The following is a 17648-nucleotide window of genomic DNA, read 5'->3' as shown; positions in this document are numbered from 1 at the left end:
ATGCAGAATCAACAAGATGAATTGATGCGTAATTATTTTGTGGAAGCAAGCTATGAGATGAAATCCGTCCCCTTTGGACTGACCAATTTAACAAAGATAGTTAAAATAAACGGCCATGAGTATGTCCTCCGTGTCTACAACCGACATACGAAACATGTGGAGGGCACTGAGCTAGAATCAAAAGTGACGTCATTTTTAGCGAAAAAAGAGCTGACTTTTCAAGTTCCGGAATTTGTTCGAACGTTAACGGGAAATGATTATGTACAGTTGTCTGACGGAAGCTTAGGTGCTATTGTCACTTTTCTTGAGGGTACGAATCACGAGCTGGCAAGTGTACAAGACGCCGCTGAATTTGGACGAGTCGCGGGTGAAATGAGTCAGGCACTTCAACAATTCGAGATAAGTCAGCTTGCGTATCATGGCATCTCATTTTCAGAAATTTATAAGCTTCACCCGCTTGCAGATCATAGGGCTGTTTCTGCTTTTATGGACAACCCGCCATTTCTCATACCAAAAGAAAGCGTGGATTTCTATAGATATAGCATCGAATGTATCTATCAAAACGCCAGCCAATTAAATGAATTACCCGTTCAGCTTGTTCATCATGACTTGTTAATCTTTAATTTGTTATCCCAAAACAATCGTATTTCTGGCGTATTGGATTTTGATTTCCTATCCGTGGATACCAGCTTTATGGAGTTTGCGATTTGTTTGAATCATATTTTACAGATGTCGAATGGTTCAGTGGAGATGACGGAGGCTTTTGTTAAAAGTTATTCAGCATATAGAACGCACAGCTTGCATGAGATTGAGCAGCTGCGGAATTTAACTCAGCTGTATCATCTCGCCGTGCTGCACATCTATATCGGTCAGCATTATGCTGGAGCCGACATCCAACCAAATTTCAACTACATACTGAATCAATTTATGCGAAGAGATTCATGGTTAAAGGAGCATAGCGAAACAATAGAGCGGATACTGGCAGCCTATTTTTTCTCGATATAGAGGACTCCAGTTCCTTGAAAGTAATCGCCTTGGCCGGGTTGCTGCTTAGTCGAAAAAAGACCGTCAGGGATTCCCTGACGGTCTTACTTGTTACCAGGCGTACGCCCGTGGAGCCTCTCCACCAGGTCCGGGGAAGATCTCGTCTAATTTGTTTAATGTGGATGCATCAAGTTGGATATCAACCACTCGTAGTGTGTTTTCGAATTGTTCCAGCGTGCGAGGCCCGATAATTGGTGCCGTCATTGCTGGATGAACAAGGGTCCAAGCAAGTGCGACATTCGCTTCACTCTCACCTAGCTCTTTGCATAGCGCAGAGAAAGCTTCCAGCTTAGCGCGATATTTCTCTACCCGTTCAGGGTTGCTGGCACGTTTCGAACCAGCGACTGGATTCAGTGCATGACCGCCGAGCAGCCCGCCATCCAGCGGACTCCATGCAATGACACCAATGCCCAGCTCTTCAGCTGCTGGAAGGACTTCAAGCTCTGGCAATCTGCACAATAAGCTGTATTTATGCTGTTCGGACACAAGGCCAAGGAGATGACGGGATTTTGCTTCATATTGCGCTTTCACCAGATCGCGCCCAGCGAAATTGCTTGAGCCGACGTAGCCAATTTTCCCTTGGTACACAGGCACTTGAAAAGCTTCCCAGAGTTCATCCCAAGATACGTTGCGATCCACGTGATGCATCTGGTATAACTCGATATGATCGGTTTGAAGGCGGCGTAATGATGCGTCCAGGTGGCGGCGCAGCTTATAAGCAGATAATCCGCTCTCACGATTTGGACCGTCATTGGCATCATGCATATCGCCATAGAATTTGGTAGCGATAACGGTTTTCTCACGGCGATTGCCGCCTTGAGCGAACCATCGGCCGATAATTTCTTCGGTGCGACCTGAATTTTCGCCCCATCCGTAAATATTGGCTGTATCGAAAAAGTTGATTCCGGCATCTAAAGCAGCATCCATGATGCGGAATGCTTCTTGTTCATCTGTATCTACACCAAAGTTCATCGTTCCCAAGCACAATTGGCTCACTTTTAAGCCTGAACGTCCCAAATACTTGTATTTCATCGTGATCTCCTCCAAAAAGTTAAGGTTGGGCAAAGCTTGTTCTTAGACATCAGTCCCATCATACTTGATTCTCAGGCGGTGCAGTAGTACGCACTTTTCCGTTATTTAGTAGACAGAGCGATACCTACTCACTTAAAGGTAAGCGCTTTTTTGTAGCTGTACATTAGCAAAAATGCTATGATGGGGAAGCTACCTATGACAGAATGAAGGTGTTGAAATGAGTACGTTAACAAAAGCGATTTTACTAGCAGCCAAAGCGCATGACGGTCAAACTGACAAGGGTGGAAATCCCTACATCTTGCATCCCATTCGATTAGCCAGTAAAGCCGAAACAACAGAAGAATCCATTATAGCCGTCTTACACGATGTCGTTGAGGATTCCAATATGACCTTGTTTGATCTAAAAAATGAAGGATTTAGTTCGAATGTCATAGCAGCTCTGGATTGTCTGACAAGGAGAGCGGATGAAAGCTACGAACAATTTATTAAGCGAATTAAACTTAACCCGCTTGCTTCGAAAGTGAAGCTTCTGGACTTGGAAGATAATTGCGATATCAACCGAATTCCACAGCCAACAGATGCTGATTACGCGAGAATCGATAGATACAAAAAAGCGATCGCTGAACTCAAGTTTTAGGGCAGAGCGCTCCATTCCATGGCGGAATGCGAGTGCTTTTTAATGTCTTATTTTGTCGTAAAAAGAAATAAAAATTCATGCTGTTATTTGTGCAATAAAATAAAGTTTCAAAATCTATTGACCCTCTAATTCTTTTTCAATAGTATAAAACAATAGTCATCCTAATAATTGGATACAAGGATGACAACTAAACAGGGGAGGGGGCAATCGAGATGGCCATTTCTAAGGTGCATAAGTTCCGATTAGCCCTTTTTTGGCGGCTTTTCACCAACTACTTTATTGTCATTTTGATTCCCGTAATTGTAGCCAGTATTCTCGCTCATGTGCTTGCAGTTCGTACGATTGAGAAGGATGCCGAAAAGCTCAATGATGTCGTCATTAGCCATTTCTCCAAGCAAACCGATATAGCTTTAGATTCACTCAAAACCAATATGATCAATATGCTCAGCTCCTCGAATTTAACAAGTCTTCTCAGAGTCGTTGACGATTCCAGGGAAAATCAGCAGCGCTCCGATCAGTTTCATGCCCTTAGAGAACAGTTGATGAAGCTTCAGTCGGACAAATTGGTATCTAAGGTGTTTTTATATTTTGCCAATCATGACCTTGTAGCGGATATCGATATTTATACGGATAAAACCTACTACTTTAATATGACTTATCCGCTCAATGAGCAGCAGAAAGTCGATTATCTCGCCCATTTTACCGGTAAAAAAATGATGGATATCATGGACTCGAGCTCGCTCGGCATGTCGGCCGTTATGAGTTATCCATTTAACACGGAAAATCCCGAGGTTTATTTGGTCGTACATTTTGATCAAGACAAATTGAAAGAGCAAATTTCGATACCTGAGAAATGGGTCACAGGTACGGCGATTGCTACTAGCCAGGGTGAAATTTTGAATCAGCATGGCCTGACAGATAAAGAAGTTAAAGCAGTGCTGGCGCATACGCGCTCAAAGGTTATTGAATCTCAATTCCTTGTCACTGATGAAATCGCGATGTCTCTGGTGAAATCCCGGTTCAACGATGCTTGGTATTATGTGACGATCGCAGATCTTCGTACCTTGATGAAACCAGCTTATATGACAAGATTGATAAGTTGGGCGTTTCTCGTCTTTTTTCTCGTAGTGGGCAGCCTTGTCTCGTATTATTTGAGTCGTCGGTTGTATCGTCCGATTCAAGAAATTACCGATGAAAATAAAGAACTGTCACAACGAATGAACGGCATGTTCCCCTTGATGCAGGAGCTTTTTATCACCAAAATATTGCAGGGGGAATATCAAGACGAACTGTCCATCGCTTATTATGCGAAGGAAATTGATTTTACCTATGACAAGCAGGCGATGCGTACAGTGCTGTGTATTGCCTTCCACTACAATGCGGAGGTGTATGACCGGCTGTCGGAGACGACCAAGTCATTCATGTTCGTGGAAATTAAAGAATTGATTCGCAAGTCCACCCCTTCGATGGTCTGGTTATGTCAGACGAAACCGGATGTGTTAGCCTGTGTTGTCACTCATGATACGTTCTTGCATCTAGGGGCGGAAGAGGCTGCGGATATCACGAAATTGGTGCTGGAATCGTACAGCCAATATTTCAAAGCAACGATTGGCATTGGGAAAACCGTGAACGCTGCGGAAGAGCTGCATGAATCGTATGAACAAGCCTTATCTGTGCTGCAGAATCGCGGACTGGATGCCGATGTGGAGATTTGCCGTGGACCTCTGGTAGGAGAACGGACGCAGTGGGAAAGCTTTTTATCCGTACAGGAAGTGAACCGCATCTTCAATCAGCATAAAACCAAGGAATATGAGCGGTTGCTGGAGTCGGTGCGCGAGAAGCTGGAGGATGGGAAAGACAAGAATGCGACCGCCATGCAGGTGAAATATTTAAGTACGGACGTACTGAACACGTGGATTCGTGCTGTAGAAACGGAGCACAACGATTTTAATGTGCCTTTTTTCTCTAGCTTGTACGATCGGCTTCATAGCTGCATGACGTGGGACGAATTAGAACAATGTTTCTTTGACATCCATCGTGTTTTATTCCGAACGGAAGAACCCCATCAACGCACCCAGCAGTTTTCGGAGATTCTATCTTATATTCATGAGCATTATAATGAGGAGCTTTCCATTGAATATTTTGCAGGGCTCCTTAACATGTCGAACGGGCATTTCAGCCGAACGTTTAAAGAAGCTGTGGGCGAGAAGTATGTGGAGTACATTGCCAAGTACAGGCTTATGAAAGCGAAGCAATTTTTGCTGGAGACAGATATGAAAATCGATGACATCGCGGAGAAAGTTGGCTACTGGGGCCGAAATTCGTTTATCCGAACTTTTCGCAAATATGAAGGCATCACGCCGGCCAAATATCGTACGATGCATCATTAAAGGATAGAGACTTCATTTTTTCCGAAGTCTCTATTTTTTCTTCCGGCATCGTTAAACGGCCGAAAAACCGCATGAAATCGGACTTGCAAAAAAAGAGACACGAGGTAATTATGCGTGCTTTACGGTTAAGCCCCGCTCTTTGTATAGTAAGGCCATCAACTTCCGCAAGGAGGAGGGGGGAGGCAGTATGATTCAGCGAAATGGGATAGGGTACGTATTGAAGAAGCATAGAGCGCTATATTTGTTAATGCTGCCGGGGATTTTATACTACATCATTTTCAAATACGTGCCTATGTACGGGGTCATCATTGCCTTTCAGGATTATTCGATTGGCAGAGGCGTTTTGGACAGTAAATTTGTAGGCTTTAAACACTTTATTGAATTTTTTTATGTGAATCCGGATTCCTGGAAGCTGATTCGTAACACGGTCATGTTGAATGTCTATGATCTTCTGTTTCATTTTCCGGCACCGATCATTCTGGCTATTTTATTTCATGAACTAAAGAACAAAATGTTTAAACGCATCGCACAAAGCATCAGTTACATGCCGCACTTCCTATCAACCGTCGTTATTGCTGGAATTCTGGTCACGTTCCTGTCGCCGCAAACCGGTATCATTAATTTCTTGCTGGTGAAGGTGTTTGGGATGGAACCCATTCTATTTCTTGGACTGCCTGAGTGGTTCAGAGCGATCTATGTCTCCTCAGAAATATGGCAAAAAATCGGGTGGGGAACGATTCTGTACTTGGCAGCTATCGCCGGGATTGATCCAACCCTGTATGAGGCGGCGAAAATGGATGGGGCGAACCGTTATCACCAAATGCGCCATATTACCTTCATTGGCATGGTACCCGTGATGATTATTCTGTTCGTTCTCACTCTGGGACATTTTATGGAAACGGGCTTTCAGAAAATCTTGCTGTTATACAACTCCATGAACTACGAAACCTCTGATGTGATTAACACATTCGTCTATCGGCGCGGGATCTTGGATGCGGATTTCAGCTTCGCCACAGCGGTCGGATTATTTCAGTCCGTTATCGGTCTTATTCTCGTCATTGGTGCAAATCGCATAGCTAGAAAACACTCAGAAACAAGCTTGTGGTAAAGGAGGAATCCTATTTGAAAATTAAACAGTCTGTAGCCTCCAGAATTTTTGACACATTGAACTATACGGTTATGATCTTTCTTATGATTGTGATGATCTATCCGCTGGTCTACGTGTTCAGTGCCTCGATTAGCGACAATGCGCTGGTGTCAAGCGGTGATGTCCTTCTTTTGCCCAAAAAAGTAACGCTGGTAGCTTATAAGCAGTTGGCAGCTAACTCAGATCTATGGGTCAGTTACTGGAATACGATCCGCTATACGGTCGTTCATGTCATTCTGACATTGATTACTACGGCAGCTATGGCCTATCCATTAGCGAAGAAATGGCTGCCAGGCCGAAAATTAATCCTGATGATGGCCGCGTTTACACTGCTGTTTAGCGGTGGGATGATCCCAACGTTTCTCGTTGTGCAGAAGCTCGGCATGTTGAATTCGATATGGGCCATCGTTCTGCCATCGATGATTAGTACTTGGTATTTATTCATCATGCGGACATTCTTCGAAGCTTTGCCAGAAGAACTAGAGGATGCAGCAACGATCGACGGTTGTTCCTCCCTGCAGGTGCTGCTGCGAGTCGTCATGCCACTCTCGATGCCCGTGATGGCAACAATCGGCCTATTCACAGCTGTGAACCAGTGGAACGCCTTCTTCGATGCCCTCATTTATTTGAACGACCGCTCGATGTATCCGCTGCAAATTATGCTCCGGAACATTCTGATAGCCGGTACAACGATTCAAGGTGAAGGCGATATGAGCCTGCTCCAAACCATGAAGTACGCCATCATCATGATGGCTACGCTCCCGATCCTATGTGTGTACCCTTTCATCCAGAAATATTTCGTTCAGGGGACCATGATCGGCGGTATAAAAGGGTAAGATCCGAATGCGACTTGTGCTAGTGACTACGGTAGTAAAGCAGCCTTTTAAACACATTGGGGAGGTTTTTTCATGAAAAAAAGAACAGTAGCAGCAGCACTATCGGCCGTAATGCTTTCCAGCTTGGTCGCAGGTTGTACGAGTGAATCCAAGGATACACCGGCATCAGGGGATACGAAGAAAGGGGAAACAGCGAAGAAGCCGATCACCTTTTCCTGGCTGGCTTATGACCGTCCGGAGGGGAAAGTGCGTCAAGACTGGGAGATTTTCAAGGAAATTGAAGCGAAAACCGGCGTGAAAGTGGAATTTCAAGTGGTCAGTCAGGAAGGCCTGAAAGAGAAGAAACAGATCATGATCGCGACCAATGCAGTTACAGACTTCATTCAGGTCGATACCTTAGAAGGCAGACAGCATGGGCCAGATAAAGTGTTTCTTAATCTGAAAGATTACATGGATAAAGCCCCGAATATGAAGGCGTTTTTCGATAAATATCCGGAAGCCAAGGCCGTTGCCACGGGAGCGGACGGAGGGATTTATACCGTGCCAGTTATCGAAGGCGATGCCGAAGGTAAAGGATTCAACTTCATCTGGTATACCCGTAAGGATATTATGGATAAATACGGCTTGAAAGCGCCGACGACACTGGAAGAATTCTACCAGTATCTGAAAACTCTGAAAGAAAAACAGCCAGATACGTACCCATTGATCAATAATGCAATCGTAGGCGATACAGGGCTTTTCACGACGTTCGGCAGAGCGTTCACAGGTATTCACGGCTTCTATAACGTTGATCCTGCTACGGATAAATATGCCTTTGCGCCTTATCACAAAGGGTATAAGGATTCTCTCATCTTCCTCAACAAGTTGTTCAACGAGAAATTACTGGATCCGGAATTCTCAATGATCACGCAAGCGCAGTGGGAGGAGAGGATTCTTAAAGGGAAATCGCTGGTTACCTTCTTCTGGAAGGCTGATCTTGAGACTCTTATGGATAAGGGACGCAAAGCAGGAACGGCTGATTACACGCTGGATGCTATCCCGCAGTTTGCTGCTGACGGCATTAAGAACTATCAATTCTCGCGTTCTGTTGTAGGGGCCACGGGTCGTGCGATTTCCGCGAAGGTCAAAGATAAAGACAGAGCGGTTCAGTTCCTCGACTATCTGCTTAGCGAAGAAGGTTCGAATTATTTATCCCTCGGGATTGAAGGCAAAACGTATACGAAGGAAAACGGCGTACCTGTGTACAACAAGGATTTCGGCGCGTCGCCATTTACTACACTGCGGAAAGATTGGGGCGTCTGGTATGACATGGTCACTCTGGACAATGCCAAATCCCGTGCTGTATGGGAAAGCGGCTTAAGCGATAAGAGCAAAGCGATTAACAAGCTCTATGCACCGGTTATTATTCCAGCACCGAAGCAGATTGTTAAAACTAGTGAAGAGCTGGAGCTGGAAAAATCAAAACTGAACAATTTGAACAAGTATTTAGAACAAAAGTTGACGGAATTCGTGTCTGGTAAAACGCCGATTAACGATAAAACATGGCAAGAGTTTATTGATCAAACGAAAAAGCTAGGTGCAGATGATCTGCTGAATATGTACAATGCCGCTTACACTCGCACATACGGTAAAAAATAAACGCGTTGGTGCTGCACGGAGGCCGATTCACACAGAAAGGGCCTCCGAAATGGAGGGATGATTATGGCCGAAAAGATGAAGGTCATTGATGTGGATGTCCACAATGAGCAGAACGATTCGGATTTGCTGCCGTACTTGGCTGAACCGTGGCGCTCACGCGTGGCTGCTTCAGGAATCGGGTATTCCGGTTCCGGTTACTACTCGCCGGTTGGCGTCATGAAGAAAGACGCCATTCCGCCAGGCGGGGGCAAAGCGGGCTCTGACCCGGATCTGATGATCAAACAGCTGTTAGAAGACTACAACGTCGAATACTGCGTATTAACTGGTGTCGTGTATAACATATCAACGACGCATGATGCTGATTTTGCAGCCGTGATCTGCTCGGCTTACAACGACTTTCTGGCCGATAAGTGGCTTGGCAAGCATAAGGCTTTCAAGGGCGCTCTGGCCGTCGCCACGCAAGATCCGTATCTCGCTGCGCGAGAAATTGACCGTATGGGAGGGCACCCGGACTTCGTTGAAGTGATGATTTCCAGTGCAGCGCGTGCGCCTCTGGGTCAACGGCAATTTCATCCCATTTATGAGGCTGCAGAACGTAATGGTCTGCCCGTTGCGCTCCATCCCGGAGCAGAAGGCGGCGGCGGTTCAACTGCGCCTACGGCTGCCGGATATCCATCCCGTTACATCGAGTGGCATACTTGTTTATCCCAAATGTTCATGGCTCATCTCGTTTCGATGGTGTGCGAAGGGGTGTTCGAGAAATTCCCGCGTCTGAAAGTGGTGCTAACCGAAGGTGGTATTGCTTGGCTTCCGCATCTCATGTGGAGGCTGGATAAAAACTACAAAGCGCTGCGCTCCACAGTTCCTTGGCTCAAGAAGATGCCTAGCCAATACATCCGCGAGCATTGCTATTTGACTACGCAGCCGATTGAAGAGCCGGACAATCCACAGCATCTGATTGATTTATTTAATATGATCGATGCAGAGAATATGATTCTCTATTCAAGCGATTATCCGCATTGGGATTTTGACTCTCCAGATATGATCCTGCGAAGATTAAAGCCCGAAGCCAAGAGGAAAATCTTTTATGAAAACGCCAAAAGCTTATATAACCTTTAAGTGATGGAGGAGCTTATGACGGTACACTATGTGTTGGAGGCAGACGAAGTTCCCGAAGGCGGGCACGCAGTCGTCACAATCGAGGGGAAAAGCATCGGCATCTACCGGATTAACGGTGCCTACTATGCGATTAACAATTATTGTCCGCATCAAGGTGCGCCGATGTGCGCTGGACTCGTCTCAGGAACGACGCTCCCGTCTGACGTATATGAATATGAATATGGAAAAAAAGGCGAGATTTTGCGCTGTCCGTGGCATGGCTGGGAGTTCGATATTCGAACCGGCAAGTCGCTGTTCAGTGAGAAAATTTGGTTGAAAACGTTTGAAGTCAGCGTGCTTGACGGCAAGATTGGTGTTGATTTGCAAAGGAAATAAACCGGTTTACGATTGGCGATTTGGAAGCTGTCTCCCATGGTCTGGATAGACCTGAGGGAGACAGCTTTGTTTATTGGGGAGGGAACAATGATCCGCTATTTCTTGGAAAAGTTGCATTTTCCGAGGTTAAGGGAATCTGTAATCCGCTATTTTGCCTATTTCATCCAAAAACTTGTTAAGGAAGTCAAATAAGCCCCTGTAGTTCCGCACAGAGAGGAAACGGTTCGTTTTTCTCCAAATAGAAGGACTCTAGTTCTGTCGAACGAGGCCTTAGCCGGATTTCAGCACACCAAAGTACCAAAGAAAGTAACCACATTCCTCTAGGAAGATTTCTATCAGTATGGTATTTTTTTACCACATAGATTCGGAGGGGAGAGGTGCACGTGGAAGAGCCTAAGGAACGGTCCATGGAGCAGGTGGAGAAGCAAATCGTGTTGGCGCAAAGTACGATTAAGCGCAACTGGGAAGCGTTCATCCGTGCGCCGTTTAATTTGGCTAGAGCGCAGCTGGGCAGAGCGGTTGAACTGCTCGCAGAAGCACGAAACGCACACGATTCAGAGCTGTGCCGTGAACGCGTCCAGATGGCATCAGATGCGGCGCTGGACAGTTATTTACTGGCACTTCCGAGTCGGGCAGCGGAATCTCGTGGCGTTTGGTACCGTCCCAAGGAGCAAAGCTACGAGGAAGTTTGCCATACCATGGACCGGATGCAGGAGGCTGGTTTCAACGAACTCTACTTGGAAACGTGGTTCTGGGGCTACACGATTTATCCAAGCTTGGCAGCTGAGAGCAAAGGTGTAGAGAACCAACACCCGTTCTTCCGAGGGTGGGACCCGCTGGATGCTTTCGTGAAGGAAGCTGGTAAGCGGGGGATTGCTGTACACGCCTGGCTCGATGGATTCATGGTTGGTATTGATGCCACCGGAGGACCGGTGTTGAGGGTATTTCCGGAATGGGCGGCGCTTTCGAGAAGTCAGAGCGGAGCTGAGAAGCCACTGCCGCAGCAGGGGACAGGTTACTTCTGGCTAGACATCACGAATCCGGAAGTACGCGATTATTTGTTTCAAATCATGAAGGAAATAATCACAAACTATGAAATCTCAGGTGTCAATTTGGACTTTATACGTTTACCTCAATCAGCTGACGATGATAGTGGAGATAGCTATTGCTTCAGTAAACATGCCCGCAAAGCATTCGAGCAGGAGCAGGGTACAGATCCGCTTGACATAGATGCGAATGAACATCCAGAAATATGGCAAGTGTGGACGACGTGGCTTGAAAACATAGAAGATGAATACGTGAGCTTGTTGTATCAGGAATTAAAATCCTTGCGACCAAATTTGATTGTATCGGCAACGCCTGAGCCTGGTACCGAGTCCGAGAAGATCGGACATTGGTCACGCTCTGTGGACGTCGTAATTCCACAGGCATACCATGCAAGCAGCTCAGAAGTTCGCGAATCGTTCGAGCTGCACCAACGGCAGTTGGTTACGGGGAACCTGATCTATACCGGTATTTATCCGATGTACATCGGATTGAGCGCTAAGGAAACGGTAGATCAGGTATTGGCTGCGCGTGACTTGGACGATGGAACGATCATTTTTGCATTTGGGCAGGCGACGAGTCCAATGATTCGTGCTCTGCGATTAGGTCCGTGGAGGACACCGGCTATTTCCACTGGGCTGTATCCACGGAAAGCGATAGTGGTTTTGTTGGAAGCACTGAAAACGGATGTGAATGAGGTCTACGTTCCAAGAGGCGGAATGAATGATCTGCTAGCCTCGGTGATGATACGAAAGCTGAATGATATCATGGCGATTTCATTCGACGAAGGTAATTGGAGTTCGAAAGAGAGGGACTCGGTAGCTGGATTACTGATTACTTTCTCAACTTGGCTAGGCAAGGCTAATCATGAGGATCTGCATGTTTCAGTTCAAAAGCAGCTGATTCAAGTTCTATCGCAAATCCATAGACTCTTGCAGTTTGCGCAGGAAAAGCAACCATCCGAAGCGAATCAAGATCCATACAAAACGTATCCATGAAGGGGTTCATCGGATGAATTTATTAATTGTGGAAGACGAAATCCGCCTCAGAAACGCACTAGCCAACAACATTCCGTGGGACAAACATGGCATTGAAGTTGTCGGGCAAGCAGGAAACGGCTTGGAAGCGCTGCGACTCATCGAACGCAAAAAGCCGGAAATCATTCTACTTGATCTACAGATGCCAGAGATGGATGGATTAACATTGGCGAAGCAGCTTCGCCAGAGTGATCCTTTGCTGAAAATCATTGTGCTCAGTGGTCATGATGATTTCGCTTACGCTCAGGAGGCACTTTCTATTGGCGTTATGAAATATTTGCTGAAGCCAGCTGGCGACGAGGAGATTCTAGAGACCGTGCTCGAAGCAGCCGAGAAGCTGAGATCCGAGCTGGAACAGCGTCATAATGAAGAAGAGCTGAAACAGAGATGGGAGCAGCATCTGCCCTATTTGGTGAACGATTTTCTGCAAGGATGGCTGAAGGGGAAATTCGAGCTCTGGGAGATCGAGCAGCGAAGTAAATATCTTCAGATGAATTTGCCGAATGACGCACAATTTGCAGTTGCGGTCGTCGATATGGATCCGCTGCCAGATAAGGAAACCCGTTTCAGCAGGAAAGATATGTCCTTGCTGCAGTTTTCACTGGGAAGCATTGTGCAGGAATATTTGCAGTCTACCCCCTGCTTTGTTGTTTCTGATTATGCTGGATATACAGTTGTTGTCTATCAGCTTGCTGGAGATGAAGCCCCTAAGGAAGCCCTGCAAAAAATCAATGTGTTGACAGAGAAGCTGCTTTTTACCGTCCTAAGCTGCCTTAGACTTACAGCTAGCGCGGGAATTAGCGGAATGATCGGCGGATGTGAGGATCTAAACAAGCTGTACGTACAGGCTGTTCGGGCGCTACAGAATCGGATTATGCTTGGTCACGATCTCGCCATTCCCTACCAGGAGGAGCAAGGGAGAGAGCCGGAGCTTATGCTGCAGCCGAATTTGGAGAAAGCGCTGGAGATCGCTCTTGAAACTGGAGAAGGCGACAAGGCGGCTGACATCCTATCAGCGCTATGGGAGGGAGGCATGGCCAAAGCTGAAACGATTGAAGAAATTCATGAGCATATTTTATATTTCGAAAGCCTTTTTGTCCGCATGATCCAGAAGCAGGGATGGCCTGTGCGGGAAGTCGCCGGGGAAGACTATGTCTATTTCCACAATCACCGGGAGCTGATGGTCAAAGACCAAATTTTATTTTGGCTGCAAAGGATGATCAAGGCCTATTTAACCTATGCCAGAGAACGTAGGAAATCAACAAGTCATGAAATGATCAAAACGATTCTAACCCTCGTAGAGAATGAAATCGATCAAGAGATGACGCTGCATGCGGTTGCTGATCGGTTGTATGTCAATTCTTCTTACTTGAGCCGTTTGTTTAAGCAGGAAACGGGGAAGGCGTTCTCGACCTATGTGATGGAAAGAAAAATGGAACGGGCCAAAGCTACGCTGCAAGAAGGCGTTCGCGTTTATGATGCCGCAGCGGCAGTCGGGTACCGGGATGTGAGTTATTTTACAAGAGTATTTCGCAAATATTGGGGGGTAACCCCCGGGGAAGTTCGCTCTTGATTTCCTGGAGCTTACTTTCGAATACTACCTTCTCCCTTAACGGAGGAGGTTTTTTTGTTGCATTTGTGCGGTTCTGGCGCGAGAAGTACTGAAAGTACCAAAACAAGTAATATTACTCTAATTCGCAATAAATCGGCGGATGATACACTGAATCTATAACTGACAGACTACCGCAACGGAGGAAACCGTCATGCTTACACCAGATCATGCAAAAAAGAGCTATACACGGCGATTGTGGATCGACATCCGGAAAGATTGGGATTTATATCTAGCCCTAATTCCTGGCATCGCCTTTCTGCTGATTTTTAAGTACACGCCGATGTATGGGATTATTATTGCTTTCAAGGATTTCAATATATTTGAAGGCATGGCCGCCAGCCCTTGGGTGGGGTGGAAGCATTTTGAGAAATTGCTGTCCTCCGATAGCTTTTTGCAGGTGTTTCAGAATACCTTAGCCATCTCGATTTATAAAATTGTCTTTCTTTTTCCGCTTCCAATTGTCATCGCCATCTTGCTGAATGAATTGAAGAATATGGCGTTCAAACGAAGTGTCCAAACGGTTATTTATTTGCCGCATTTCCTATCTTGGGTCATTGTTAGTGGTTTGTTCATCGATTTGCTTTCCACCAACGGCGGTATCGTCAATAAAATGATTGTCGCGATGGGCGGCGAACCTGTTCGCTTTTTCCTGGACAGCCATATCTTCCGCTCGGTGCTGGTGTCTTCCGCAGGTTGGAAGGAGACAGGCTGGAATACGATCATCTACTTGGCTGCACTTGCCAGCATTGATCCAGGGCTGTATGAATCAGCCAAAATCGATGGCGCCAACAGATGGAAGCAAATCCTCCACATCACTCTGCCTGGCTTGCTGCCTATCATCCTGCTGATGTTTATCCTCCGCCTTGGTTATGTCCTGGAAGCGGGTACGGAACAAGTACTCGTGATGTACAATCCAAGCGTCTACAATGTCGCTGACGTAATTGGTACCTTTGTATACCGGGTCGGTTTAGGCGAGCAAGATTATAGTTTTTCTACCGCTGTCGGCGTGTTTGAATCGGTCGTTGCTTTTATATTGATACTTACTGGAAATCATTTGGCGCGTAAGTTTTTCGGTCGCGGGATATGGTAATCGGGTGAAAGGAGGCACGTTATGCAAGCTAATCATTCTTTGAAATCGCCAGTGGCTAAAGCTTCCCGTGCAATTCGTACATCTCCAGGCGAAAAAGTGTTTACCGTTTTCAATTATGTGTTCTTCATCCTATTAGGACTTTCTACGATATTTCCATTCGTCAATCTTATCGCTAAATCGCTCAGCAGTGAGGCTGCTGTCGTCTCGGGCATGGTATCCCTGTATCCGATCGATTTTCAAATAGGGACTTACCGATATGTTGCCAGTAACGCGATGTTTCTTAACGCATTCACGATTTCGATCACAGTGACATTCATCGGATCTCTGCTTTCCTTATTCATGACAACGTTGGCTGCTTATCCACTCTCGAAGCCGAGGCTGCGGGGCCGCAAGTTTTTTATCATCCTCTATTTATTCACGATGCTGTTCAGTGGCGGATTAATACCAACCTATTTGCTCATGCACACACTTCATTTGATCGATAAACTGCCAGTGCTCTTCCTGCCTTATATGATTAACGTGTATAACATGTTGATTATCAAAAATTATTTCGAAGGTCTGCCCGACAGCTTAGAGGAGTCCGCGAAAATGGATGGTGCCAGCAATATGACGATTCTTTGGCGCATTATCTTGCCTCTATCGCTGCCCGTGCTTGCGACCATTGGTTTGTTCTATGCGGTTACCTACTGGAATGATTATTTTACTTCCTTGATTTATATCAATTCGGCAGACATGAAGCCTCTCCAGCTTTATTTAAAAGAGCTCTTCGTTTCATCCACGGATGCGTTCTTACGTACAAATGTGGACGCTTCGCTGAATGTTTCACCGCAATCGATTCAAGCGGCATCTATCATTCTGGCTACACTTCCAATTGTCATCGTGTACCCCTTTCTACAGAAATATTTTGTGAAAGGCGTACTGGTTGGTTCAGTAAAAGGTTAAATGCTGCAACGTTAGCTGGAACTACTTGAAAGGTGGTGGTGGCAAGTCGAGGGGAACATGTCGTTTCACATGGGAGAAGGCTTTGTTTGAGACACGAATAAAAGGGAGGCACCTGCATGTTAAAAAAATGTTTAGCTGTACTGTCGATCACAACCTTGGCGGCGTCTTTGGCCGCATGTGGAGGAGGAGGGGCTCCTTCGGGCACGACGGCACCATCGCCGTCTGCAGCTCCTGCCACAACTGCAAATGCTAATGCACCAAAGCCTGAATTCAAGGCGCTTCTGCAATATGCGCGATTTGATCCAAATGCTGAAGTGGTAGCGAAGTTCCTAAATGAGAAAACGGGCTACAAGGTAACCTATGACATGCTGCCAGTTGAAAATCCAGACGATAAATTGAATTTACTCATGGCCAATAAGGAACAATATGCCTTCATGCTGCTCACAGGTCCGCAGTATTCGAAGCTAGCTTCTTCTGGAGCCTTGGAGCCAATCGATGAGCTAGTCAACAAATACGGGACGAATATGAAAAACGTTATTTCCCAAAACTCCTGGAACGGGGCTAAACTTAACGGTAAAATTTATGGTATCCCGCAAACGGGATCAGGAACGATCGTTAACTCAGCGCTCATTATTCGGCAAGATTGGATGGATGAGTTGGGGCTCAAGCCGCCAACCACGCGCGACGAATTGTACAATGTGATGAAAACTTTGAAAGAGAAGAAAAATGTAATGGCCATGTCAGGCGGTAAAAGCCCGCTGCTTCCTGAAGTACTACCGACCTTCGGTCTAACCATGATACAATCAACGTTAACGACGGGTTGGCAGGATGTTAACGGGAAACTCGTGAATACCGTAGAAAATCCGAATATGAAAAAATATTTGGAGTTCATGAAAAAACTCTACTCCGAGAAATTGATCGACCAAGAATGGTCGCTTAACCAAGCGAATAAAGTCATCGAAAACTTTACAAGCGGCAAAACAGCCATTATTTCAAACGGCTATTTCAATGCGCCAACGGTGCAAAATGCCTTGCTCAAAAATTCACCGAATGCCAAGATTGCTAGCCTGCCTTACCTCAAGGGGGATGACGGCAAGGTTCAAGTCATGGCAACGGCTGGGATCAGTTACTACGTAGGCATTCCGAAATGGGCTGAGAAGAAAGAAGAGATCATCAAATATTTGGATTTGAAGCTGGACAAAGATATTCATAAAGAAGCAACCATTGGTAAAGAAGGCGTTCATCACAAAATGGAAAATGGAAATTATTTCCCAATTCTGCCTATTTTCAATGATCAATACAACAACGCTTCATCGTTCCTAACAGGGGTAGATGAGAAAAACTATCCGATCTACTGGCAAGCACGCGTGCGCAAAGATCCGATATTGACCGATGCTTTTAATAAAAATCAGGAGGCAGCAAAAGGGAACATGGTCGTTGATCCTCTTGCCTTTGCACCGCCGCTTGAGGCTATCGGGAAAAACAGCCAGAAGCTGCAAAAACTAATGGAAGACACGTTCTTGAAATACATCACAGGTGCTGAACCGCTCGAAAACTATGATAAATTCCTAGCTCAGTGGAAAGCGGACGGCGGCGACGATATGACGAAAGCAGCCAATGAATGGTACGCAGCGAACAAGAAGTAAGAGGCAGCATCCCCTGTGGTTCTTCCACGGGGGTTTTAGTTCTGGAGGGAGCGATGAGA

At 46.0% G+C, this 17648-nt stretch carries 14 protein-coding genes; 13 read left to right on the top strand and 1 reads right to left on the bottom strand.

From position 1 onward, the window contains the following. The gene (locus tag GQF01_RS33780; RefSeq protein ID WP_161411691.1) at positions 1-1005 is read left to right on the top strand and encodes a phosphotransferase enzyme family protein; all 1005 of its coding nucleotides are present in this window, start codon (positions 1-3) and stop codon (positions 1003-1005) included. A 90-nt stretch (positions 1006-1095) separates the two neighbouring features. Here GQF01_RS33780 and GQF01_RS33775 read toward each other — a convergent pair whose 3' ends face one another. Continuing rightward, positions 1096-2076, bottom strand: coding sequence for an aldo/keto reductase (locus GQF01_RS33775; protein ID WP_161411689.1), 981 nt, complete (start codon positions 2074-2076; stop codon positions 1096-1098). A gap of 217 nt (positions 2077-2293) precedes the next feature. Here GQF01_RS33775 and GQF01_RS33770 point away from each other — a divergent pair, with 217 nt between their 5' ends. From GQF01_RS33770 to GQF01_RS33715, 12 genes are all read left to right on the top strand, one after another. Beyond that, the gene (locus GQF01_RS33770) at positions 2294-2713 is read left to right on the top strand and encodes a GTP pyrophosphokinase (RefSeq protein WP_161411687.1); all 420 of its coding nucleotides are present in this window, start codon (positions 2294-2296) and stop codon (positions 2711-2713) included. A gap of 212 nt (positions 2714-2925) precedes the next feature. Continuing rightward, complete coding sequence (locus tag GQF01_RS33765) at positions 2926-5103, top strand: helix-turn-helix domain-containing protein (RefSeq protein WP_161411685.1); 2178 nt, start codon at positions 2926-2928, stop codon at positions 5101-5103. A gap of 187 nt (positions 5104-5290) precedes the next feature. Further along, a complete protein-coding gene (locus tag GQF01_RS33760; protein ID WP_161411683.1) occupies positions 5291-6211 on the top strand; it encodes an ABC transporter permease in 921 nt (306 codons plus the stop codon). 14 nt (positions 6212-6225) lie between these two features. Continuing rightward, positions 6226-7086 carry a carbohydrate ABC transporter permease gene (locus GQF01_RS33755; protein ID WP_161411681.1) on the top strand — a complete coding sequence of 287 codons (861 nt, stop codon included), beginning with the start codon at positions 6226-6228 and terminating at the stop codon, positions 7084-7086. 72 nt (positions 7087-7158) lie between these two features. Continuing rightward, on the top strand, positions 7159-8724 hold the full coding sequence (locus GQF01_RS33750; RefSeq protein ID WP_161411679.1) for an extracellular solute-binding protein: 1566 nt from the start codon (positions 7159-7161) through the stop codon (positions 8722-8724). Between the two features lie 57 nt (positions 8725-8781). Then, positions 8782-9843 carry an amidohydrolase family protein gene (locus GQF01_RS33745; RefSeq protein WP_161411677.1) on the top strand — a complete coding sequence of 354 codons (1062 nt, stop codon included), beginning with the start codon at positions 8782-8784 and terminating at the stop codon, positions 9841-9843. A 15-nt stretch (positions 9844-9858) separates the two neighbouring features. Then, positions 9859-10218: a Rieske (2Fe-2S) protein gene (locus GQF01_RS33740; protein WP_161411675.1), complete on the top strand. Its 360-nt coding sequence runs from the start codon at positions 9859-9861 to the stop codon at positions 10216-10218. Positions 10219-10601: 383 nt separating this feature from the next. Further along, positions 10602-12260 (top strand): glycoside hydrolase family 10 protein, encoded by a 1659-nt coding sequence (locus tag GQF01_RS33735; RefSeq protein ID WP_161411673.1) that lies wholly within the window; start codon positions 10602-10604, stop codon positions 12258-12260. Positions 12261-12273: 13 nt separating this feature from the next. Next, complete coding sequence (locus GQF01_RS33730) at positions 12274-13872, top strand: response regulator (RefSeq protein WP_161411671.1); 1599 nt, start codon at positions 12274-12276, stop codon at positions 13870-13872. Between the two features lie 190 nt (positions 13873-14062). Beyond that, positions 14063-15001, top strand: coding sequence for an ABC transporter permease (locus GQF01_RS33725; protein ID WP_161411669.1), 939 nt, complete (start codon positions 14063-14065; stop codon positions 14999-15001). Positions 15002-15022: 21 nt separating this feature from the next. Continuing rightward, entirely contained in the window at positions 15023-15943 is a 921-nt protein-coding gene (locus tag GQF01_RS33720; RefSeq protein ID WP_161411667.1) for a carbohydrate ABC transporter permease, read from the top strand. A 116-nt stretch (positions 15944-16059) separates the two neighbouring features. Beyond that, complete coding sequence (locus GQF01_RS33715; RefSeq protein ID WP_161411665.1) at positions 16060-17589, top strand: extracellular solute-binding protein; 1530 nt, start codon at positions 16060-16062, stop codon at positions 17587-17589. Positions 17590-17648 lie beyond the last annotated feature (59 nt).

The sequence above is a fragment of the Paenibacillus silvestris genome (assembly GCF_009882985.1).
Classification (GTDB): domain Bacteria; phylum Bacillota; class Bacilli; order Paenibacillales; family NBRC-103111; genus Paenibacillus_E; species Paenibacillus_E silvestris.
The sequence above is the reverse complement of the archived record's forward strand: the minus strand, read 5'-3'. Positions and strand labels throughout refer to the sequence as shown.